7 protein-coding genes are annotated in these 7,161 nt (G+C 64.8%); 6 read left to right on the forward strand and 1 reads right to left on the reverse strand.

Features of this window, described 5'->3' with window-relative positions; translation table 11 throughout:
- Positions 1 to 26: 26 nt before the first annotated feature.
- The 5 genes from atpA to C1A30_RS35285 are packed head-to-tail and all read left to right on the forward strand — an operon-like array spanning position 27 to position 4,979.
- Positions 27 to 1,673: a F0F1 ATP synthase subunit alpha gene (gene atpA / locus C1A30_RS35265; protein ID WP_101952771.1), complete on the forward strand. Its 1,647-nt coding sequence runs from the start codon at positions 27 to 29 to the stop codon at positions 1,671 to 1,673.
- Positions 1,674 to 1,679: 6 nt separating this feature from the next.
- Complete coding sequence (locus tag C1A30_RS35270) at positions 1,680 to 2,603, forward strand: F0F1 ATP synthase subunit gamma (RefSeq protein ID WP_101952772.1); 924 nt, start codon at positions 1,680 to 1,682, stop codon at positions 2,601 to 2,603.
- Between the two features lie 20 nt (positions 2,604 to 2,623).
- Entirely contained in the window at positions 2,624 to 4,129 is a 1,506-nt protein-coding gene (gene atpD / locus C1A30_RS35275) for a F0F1 ATP synthase subunit beta (protein WP_101952773.1), read from the forward strand.
- 29 nt (positions 4,130 to 4,158) lie between these two features.
- Positions 4,159 to 4,524, forward strand: a complete 366-nt coding sequence (locus C1A30_RS35280) for a F0F1 ATP synthase subunit epsilon (RefSeq protein WP_101952774.1) — start codon at positions 4,159 to 4,161, stop codon at positions 4,522 to 4,524.
- An 8-nt stretch (positions 4,525 to 4,532) separates the two neighbouring features.
- On the forward strand, positions 4,533 to 4,979 hold the full coding sequence (locus C1A30_RS35285) for a DUF2550 domain-containing protein (protein ID WP_200828515.1): 447 nt from the start codon (positions 4,533 to 4,535) through the stop codon (positions 4,977 to 4,979).
- A gap of 14 nt (positions 4,980 to 4,993) precedes the next feature.
- Here C1A30_RS35285 and C1A30_RS35290 read toward each other — a convergent pair whose 3' ends face one another.
- Positions 4,994 to 5,560, reverse strand: a complete 567-nt coding sequence (locus C1A30_RS35290) for a cob(I)yrinic acid a,c-diamide adenosyltransferase (protein WP_101952775.1) — start codon at positions 5,558 to 5,560, stop codon at positions 4,994 to 4,996.
- Positions 5,561 to 5,630: 70 nt separating this feature from the next.
- On the opposite strand from C1A30_RS35290, the gene murA reads away from it, so the two are divergent.
- On the forward strand, positions 5,631 to 6,884 hold the full coding sequence (gene murA, locus C1A30_RS35295; protein ID WP_101952776.1) for a UDP-N-acetylglucosamine 1-carboxyvinyltransferase: 1,254 nt from the start codon (positions 5,631 to 5,633) through the stop codon (positions 6,882 to 6,884).
- The last annotated feature ends 277 nt before the right edge of the window (positions 6,885 to 7,161 follow it).

The following is a 7,161-nucleotide window of genomic DNA, read 5'->3' on the forward strand; positions in this document are numbered from 1 at the left end:
ACACCGTAAGAGCAGGAAGACGAATCATGGCAGAGTTGACCATCTCCGCTGACGACATTCAGGGTGCGATCGAGGATTACGTCTCGAGTTTCACCGCCGACACCGCCCGCGAGGAGATCGGTACGGTCATCGACGCGGGCGACGGTATCGCACACGTCGAGGGACTGCCCTCCGTGATGACCCAGGAGCTGCTGGAGTTCCCTGGCGGCGTGCTCGGTGTGGCCCTGAACCTCGATGAGCACAGCGTCGGCGCCGTCATCCTCGGCGACTTCGAGAAGATCGAAGAGGGACAGCAGGTCAAGCGGACCGGCGAGGTGCTGTCGGTGCCGGTCGGCGACAAGTTCCTCGGCCGCGTGGTCAACCCGCTCGGTCAGCCGATCGACGGCAAGGGCGACATCGAGCCGGAAACCCGTCGCGCCCTCGAGATTCAGGCGCCGTCGGTGGTGCAGCGCCAAGGCGTCAGCGAGCCGCTGCAGACCGGTATCAAGGCCATCGACGCGATGACCCCGATCGGTCGCGGCCAGCGCCAGCTGATCATCGGTGACCGCAAGACCGGCAAGACGGCGGTCTGCGTGGACACCATCCTCAACCAGCGGCAGAACTGGGAGTCCGGCGACGAGAAGAAGCAGGTCCGCTGCGTCTACGTGGCCATCGGCCAGAAGGGCACCACCATCGCCTCGGTGGCACGGGCCCTGGAAGAGGGCGGTGCGATGGAGTACACCACCATCGTTGCCGCGCCCGCTTCGGACTCCGCCGGCTTCAAATGGCTTGCGCCCTACACCGGTTCGGCGATTGCGCAGCACTGGATGTACAACGGCAAGCACGTGCTGATCGTGTTCGACGACCTGTCCAAGCAGGCCGAGGCCTACCGCGCGATCTCGCTGCTGCTGCGCCGCCCGCCGGGCCGCGAGGCGTACCCCGGCGATGTGTTCTACCTCCACTCGCGGCTGTTGGAACGCTGCGCCAAGCTCTCCGATGAGCTGGGCGGCGGCTCGATGACCGGCCTGCCGATCATCGAGACCAAGGCCAACGACATCTCGGCCTACATCCCGACGAACGTCATCTCGATCACCGACGGCCAGTGCTTCCTGGAATCCGATCTGTTCAACCAGGGTGTGCGCCCGGCCATCAACGTCGGCGTGTCGGTGTCCCGCGTCGGTGGCGCCGCGCAGATCAAGGCGATGAAGGACGTGGCAGGCTCGCTTCGTCTGGACCTGTCGCAGTACCGCGAGCTGGAAGCCTTCGCCGCATTCGCCTCCGACCTCGACGCCACCTCGAAGGCGCAGCTGGAGCGTGGCGCCCGGCTGGTCGAGCTGCTCAAGCAGCCGCAGTACCAACCGCTGGCCGTCGAGGAGCAGGTCGTCTCGATCTTCCTCGGCACCGAGGGCCACCTCGACTCCGTCCCGGTCGAGGATGTGGGCCGGTTCGAAACCGAGTTCCTCGACCACGTGCGGGCGTCGGAGGGCGACATCCTCAAGCAGATCCGCGAATCGGGCAAGCTCGGCGACGAGCTCAGCGAGAAGCTGGTCGGCGTCATCAACCAGTTCAAGAAGGGCTTCGCGGCCTCTGACGGCAGCTCCGTGGTGCCCGACGAGCACGTCGAGGCGCTGGACGAGGCGGACCTCGAGAAGGAATCCGTGAAGGTCCGCAAGCCGGCACCGAAGAAGAAGTAAGCAACCATGGCAGCCACACTTCGCGAACTGCGCGGGCGTATCCGCTCAGCCGGGTCGATCAAGAAGATCACCAAGGCCCAGGAGCTGATCGCCACCTCGCGTATTGGCCGGGCGCAGAACCGTCTTCAGGCGGCGCGGCCGTATGCCTTCGAGATCACCGCGATGCTGACTAACCTCGGCAACGAGGCGGCGCTGGATCATCCGCTGCTGGTCGAGCGGGATGAGCCGAAGCGCGCCGGTGTGCTGGTGGTGTCGTCGGACCGTGGCCTCTGTGGCGGGTACAACTCGAATGTGTTCCGCCGCGCCGAGGAGCTGTTCTCGCTGATCCGGCAGGAGGGCAAGACGCCGATCGTCTACACGGTGGGCCGAAAGGCGTTGAACTACTACCGGTTCCGCAACTGGAAGATCACCAACTCGTGGAACGGGTTCTCCGAGCAGCCGACGTATGAGAACGCTCAGGAGATCGCCTCGACGTTGGTCGATGCGTTCATGGCCGGCGCCGACGACCACGGCGACGACCCCGGCCCCGACGGCATCCTGGGACTGGACGAACTGCACATTGTCTCCACCGAGTTCAAGTCGATGATGTCGCAGAACGCCGTCGCGCATCGGATCGCGCCGATGGTGGTGGAGTACGTCGAGGAAGACACGGGTCCTCGCACGCTCTACTCGTTCGAGCCCGATGCCACAACGCTTTTCGATGCACTGTTGCCGCGCTATCTGGCCACCCGCGTCTACGCCGCGCTGCTCGAGTCGGCGGCGTCGGAGCTGGCATCGCGTCAGCGGGCGATGAAGTCGGCGACCGACAACGCCGATGACCTCATCAAGGCCCTCACGCTCGAGGCCAACCGCGAGCGGCAGGCCCAGATCACCCAAGAAATCAGCGAGATCGTCGGTGGCGCCAACGCGTTGGCCGACGCCAGTCGTTAGCCCGTTAGAGAGAAGAAGACATGACTGCTACCGCCGAAAAGCCAGCCAAGGCAACGAATAAGGACACCAACGGCCGCGTGGTGCGAGTAACGGGCCCCGTCGTCGACGTCGAGTTCCCGCGCGGCGCGGTGCCCGAACTGTTCAACGCGTTGCACGCCGAGGTCACCTTCGAAGAGCTGGCCAAGACGCTGACCCTCGAGGTGGCGCAGCACCTCGGCGACAACTTGGTGCGCTGCATCTCGCTGCAGCCGACCGACGGCCTGGTCCGCGGCGTCGACGTGGTTGACACCGGTGCCTCGATCTCGGTTCCTGTCGGCGACGGCGTGAAGGGCCACGTCTGGAACGCGCTCGGCGCGTGCCTGGACGACAAGGAATACGGAAAAGACTTCGACCGCTGGCCGATTCACCGCAAGCCGCCGGCGTTCGCTGAGCTCGAGCCGCGTACCGAGATGCTCGAGACGGGCCTCAAGGTGGTCGACCTGCTGACGCCGTACGTGCGTGGCGGCAAGATCGCGCTGTTCGGCGGCGCCGGCGTGGGCAAGACCGTGTTGATCCAGGAGATGATCAACCGTATTGCCCGCAACTTCGGTGGTACTTCGGTGTTCGCCGGCGTGGGTGAGCGCACCCGTGAGGGCAACGACCTGTGGGTCGAGCTCGCCGACGCGGACGTGCTCAAGGACACCGCGCTGGTGTTCGGTCAGATGGACGAGCCGCCCGGCACCCGTATGCGGGTCGCGTTGTCGGCGTTGACCATGGCGGAGTTCTTCCGCGACGAGCAGGGCCAGGACGTGCTGCTGTTCATCGACAACATCTTCCGGTTCACTCAGGCCGGCTCCGAGGTCTCCACACTGCTCGGCCGTATGCCGTCCGCGGTGGGTTACCAGCCCACGCTGGCCGACGAGATGGGCGAGTTGCAGGAGCGCATCACCTCGACCCGCGGTCGCTCCATCACCTCGATGCAGGCCGTGTACGTGCCCGCCGACGACTACACCGACCCGGCGCCTGCAACCACGTTCGCGCACCTGGATGCCACGACGGAGCTTTCGCGTGCGGTGTTCTCGAAGGGCATCTTCCCGGCGGTGGACCCGCTGGCCTCGAGCTCGACGATCCTCGACCCAGCGGTCGTCGGCGACTACCACTACCGCGTCGCGCAGGAAGTCATCCGAATCCTGCAGCGCTACAAGGACCTTCAGGACATCATCGCGATCCTCGGTATCGACGAGTTGTCGGAAGAGGACAAGCAGCTGGTGCAGCGTGCCCGTCGCATCGAGCGCTTCTTGAGCCAGAACATGATGGCGGCCGAGCAGTTCACGGGTCAGCCTGGTTCGACGGTTCCGGTCAAGGAGACCATCGAGGCATTCGACCGGCTGACCAAGGGCGAATTCGACCACGTGCCCGAGCAGGCGTTCTTCCTGATCGGTGGTTTGGACGATCTGGCGAAGAAGGCCGAAGGCTTCGGCGTGAAGCTGGAGGACAGCGGTAGCGCTCCCGCGGATTCGGACGAGGGCGAGAAGAAGGATGCCTAGGTTTTGCCTGCACCGAAAGGTGATGTGAGATGGCTGAACTGAACATCGACATCGTCGCAGTCGACCGCAAGATCTGGTCGGGCGAGGGCACGTTCCTGTTCACCCGCACCACGTCCGGTGAGATTGGCATCCTGCCCAACCACATCCCGTTGGTCGCGCAGTTGGTCGACGACGCCATGGTGCGTGTCGAGCGGGAAGGCGAGGACGACCTTCGTATCGCGGTCGACGGCGGCTTCTTGTCCGTCACCGAACATGGCGTAACCGTCCTGGCGGAAAGCGCTGAATTCGATTCGGAGATCGACGAAGCCGCCGCGCAGCGCGACGCCGAGTCCGACGATCCAGCGACCGCCGCCAGGGGCCGGGCCAGGCTGCGCGCCCTGGGTCAGCTCGACTAGGCACGACCATGAGCGCGTCCATGTTGTTGATGGTCGCGCTGGTCGGCGTGCTGCTGTGTGTTTCGGTCGCGCTGAGTTATCGGCTCTGGAAGCTGCGTCAGGTAGGCGGAACCGCCGCGATCCTGCGCGACGTTCCAGCGGTGGGCGGACATGGCTGGCGCCACGGCGTAATCCGTTATCAGGGTGGGGAAGCCAGCTTTTACCGGCTGTCGAGTTTGCGCTGGTGGCCCGACCGCAGGTTGAGCCGCCGGGGGCTCGAGATCGTGGCGCGGCGGTCGCCGCGCGGTGACGAGTTCGACATCATGACAGCCGAAATCGTCGTGCTGGAACTGCGTGACACCGATCCGGACCGTCGTCGTGGATATGAGGTCGCGCTGGATCGTGGTGCGCTGACAGCGTTTCTGTCCTGGCTCGAGTCGCGGCCGTCACCGCGCGCCCGACGACGAACCTTCTAAAGGGCTTACGTTGCTCATCCACCCGGCTTCCACAGCACGTCGCCGTCGGGATTGGCCACCCGCGACAGGATGAACAGCAGATCAGACAGCCGGTTGAGGTACTTCGCGGGCAGGACGCTGATGGAGTCCTGATGCGTATTTACGGCATGCCATGCCGACCGCTCGGCTCTGCGCGCCACAGTGCGCGCCACGTGCAGCAGTGCGGACAGCGGTGTGCCTCCGGGCAGCACAAACGAATTCAGGGCGGGCAGCGGTTCGTTGAACTCGTCGCACCAGGATTCCAGCCGGTCGATGTAGCTCTGGGCGATCCGCAACGGCGGGTGTTCCGGATTCTCGACCACTGGCGTGGAGAGGTCGGCGCCGGCGTCGAAGAGGTCATTCTGAATCTGCTGCAGCACCTTGCGAATTTGTTCACTGGGGTTTCCCAATGCAATCGCGACACCAATTGCGGCATTCGTCTCGTCGCAGTCGGCATAAGCGGCCAGTCGTGCGTCATTCTTTGAGACCCTGCTGAAATCGCTCAGGCCAGTGGTGCCGTCGTCGCCGGTCCGGGTGTATATGCGGGTCAGATGAACTGCCATGGTCAAACGGTACCGGGCACGACGGTCTGGAAACTGACACCGTCCCGCAGCGCTGTTTACACTAACCCGCGTGAGCGAGCGATTCGTGGTGACCGGCGGAAACCGGTTATCGGGCGAAGTTGCTGTCGGGGGGGCCAAAAACAGCGTCTTGAAGCTGATGGCGGCGTCGTTGCTGGCCGAGGGGACCAGCACGATCACGAACTGTCCTGACATCTTGGACGTGCCGCTGATGGCGGAGGTTCTCCGCGGCCTTGGCGCAACTGTGGAACTCGATGGTGATGTTGTCCGTATCACCTCGCCGGACGAACCGAAGTACGACGCGGATTTCGCCGCGGTCCGTCAGTTCCGCGCATCGGTGTGCGTGCTGGGACCGTTGGTCGGGCGGTGCAAGCGGGCCAAGGTGGCGCTGCCCGGGGGTGATGCGATCGGGTCCCGCCCGCTGGACATGCATCAGGCGGGCCTGCGGCAGTTGGGGGCGCGGTGCAACATCGAGCACGGCTGCGTCGTCGCCGAGGCCGAGCACTTGCGGGGCGCCGAGATCCAACTGGAGTTTCCGTCTGTCGGTGCGACGGAGAACATCCTCATGGCCGCCGTCGTCGCCGAGGGCGTGACGACGATTCACAACGCGGCGCGCGAACCCGACGTCGTCGATCTGTGCACGATGCTCAACCAGATGGGCGCCCAGATCTCCGGTGCGGGAACGCCGACGATGACCATCACCGGCGTCGACCGGCTGTACCCGACCGAGCACCGGGTGATCGGCGACCGCATCGTCGCGGCCACGTGGGGGATTGCCGCGGCGATGACGCGCGGCGACATCTCGGTGACCGGTGTCGACCCGCAGCACCTCCAGTTGGTGCTGCACAAGCTCCACGATGCCGGTGCGACCGTCACCCAGACCGACGACGGCTTCCGGGTGGTGCAGTACGAGCGGCCGAAGGCGGTCAACGTCGCCACCCTGCCGTTCCCGGGCTTCCCGACCGACCTGCAGCCGATGGCGATCGGCCTTGCCTCGATCGCCGACGGCACGTCGATGATCACCGAAAACGTCTTCGAGGCGCGCTTCCGGTTCGTCGAGGAGATGATCAGGCTGGGCGCGGACGCCCGCACCGACGGCCACCATGCGGTGGTGCGGGGAATCCCGCAGCTGTCCAGCGCGCCGGTGTGGTCATCGGACATCCGGGCCGGTGCCGGGCTGGTGCTGGCCGGGCTGGTCGCCGACGGCGACACCGAGGTCCACGACGTGTTCCACATCGACCGCGGCTACCCGCTGTTCGTCGAGCAACTCGTCAGTTTGGGCGCCGAAATAGAGCGAGTCGTGTAGCTGCTCGGCCGTTGGCAGACCCCGTTTTGGAGCGTGGGGCGAAAGGGCGTATTGTTTATCGAGAAGCCCACGGCCCCAGGCCATTAGGACTGGAGGACGGGGTTTGACGTCTCTGTCCACATGCAGTATAGTGGCAGGGTTGCCCTAGACCGGGTGTGTTGTTTGAGAACTCAATAGTGTGTTTGGTGGTTTTTGTTTGTTGTTTTTTGGCCACGTTCTTTTTCCCGTTTAGGGCGTGGTTGTTTTTTGATGCCAGTTTTTGGTGTCTTGTTTGGTC

The organism is Mycobacterium sp. 3519A (genome assembly GCF_900240945.1).
Lineage (GTDB): Bacteria > Actinomycetota > Actinomycetes > Mycobacteriales > Mycobacteriaceae > Mycobacterium.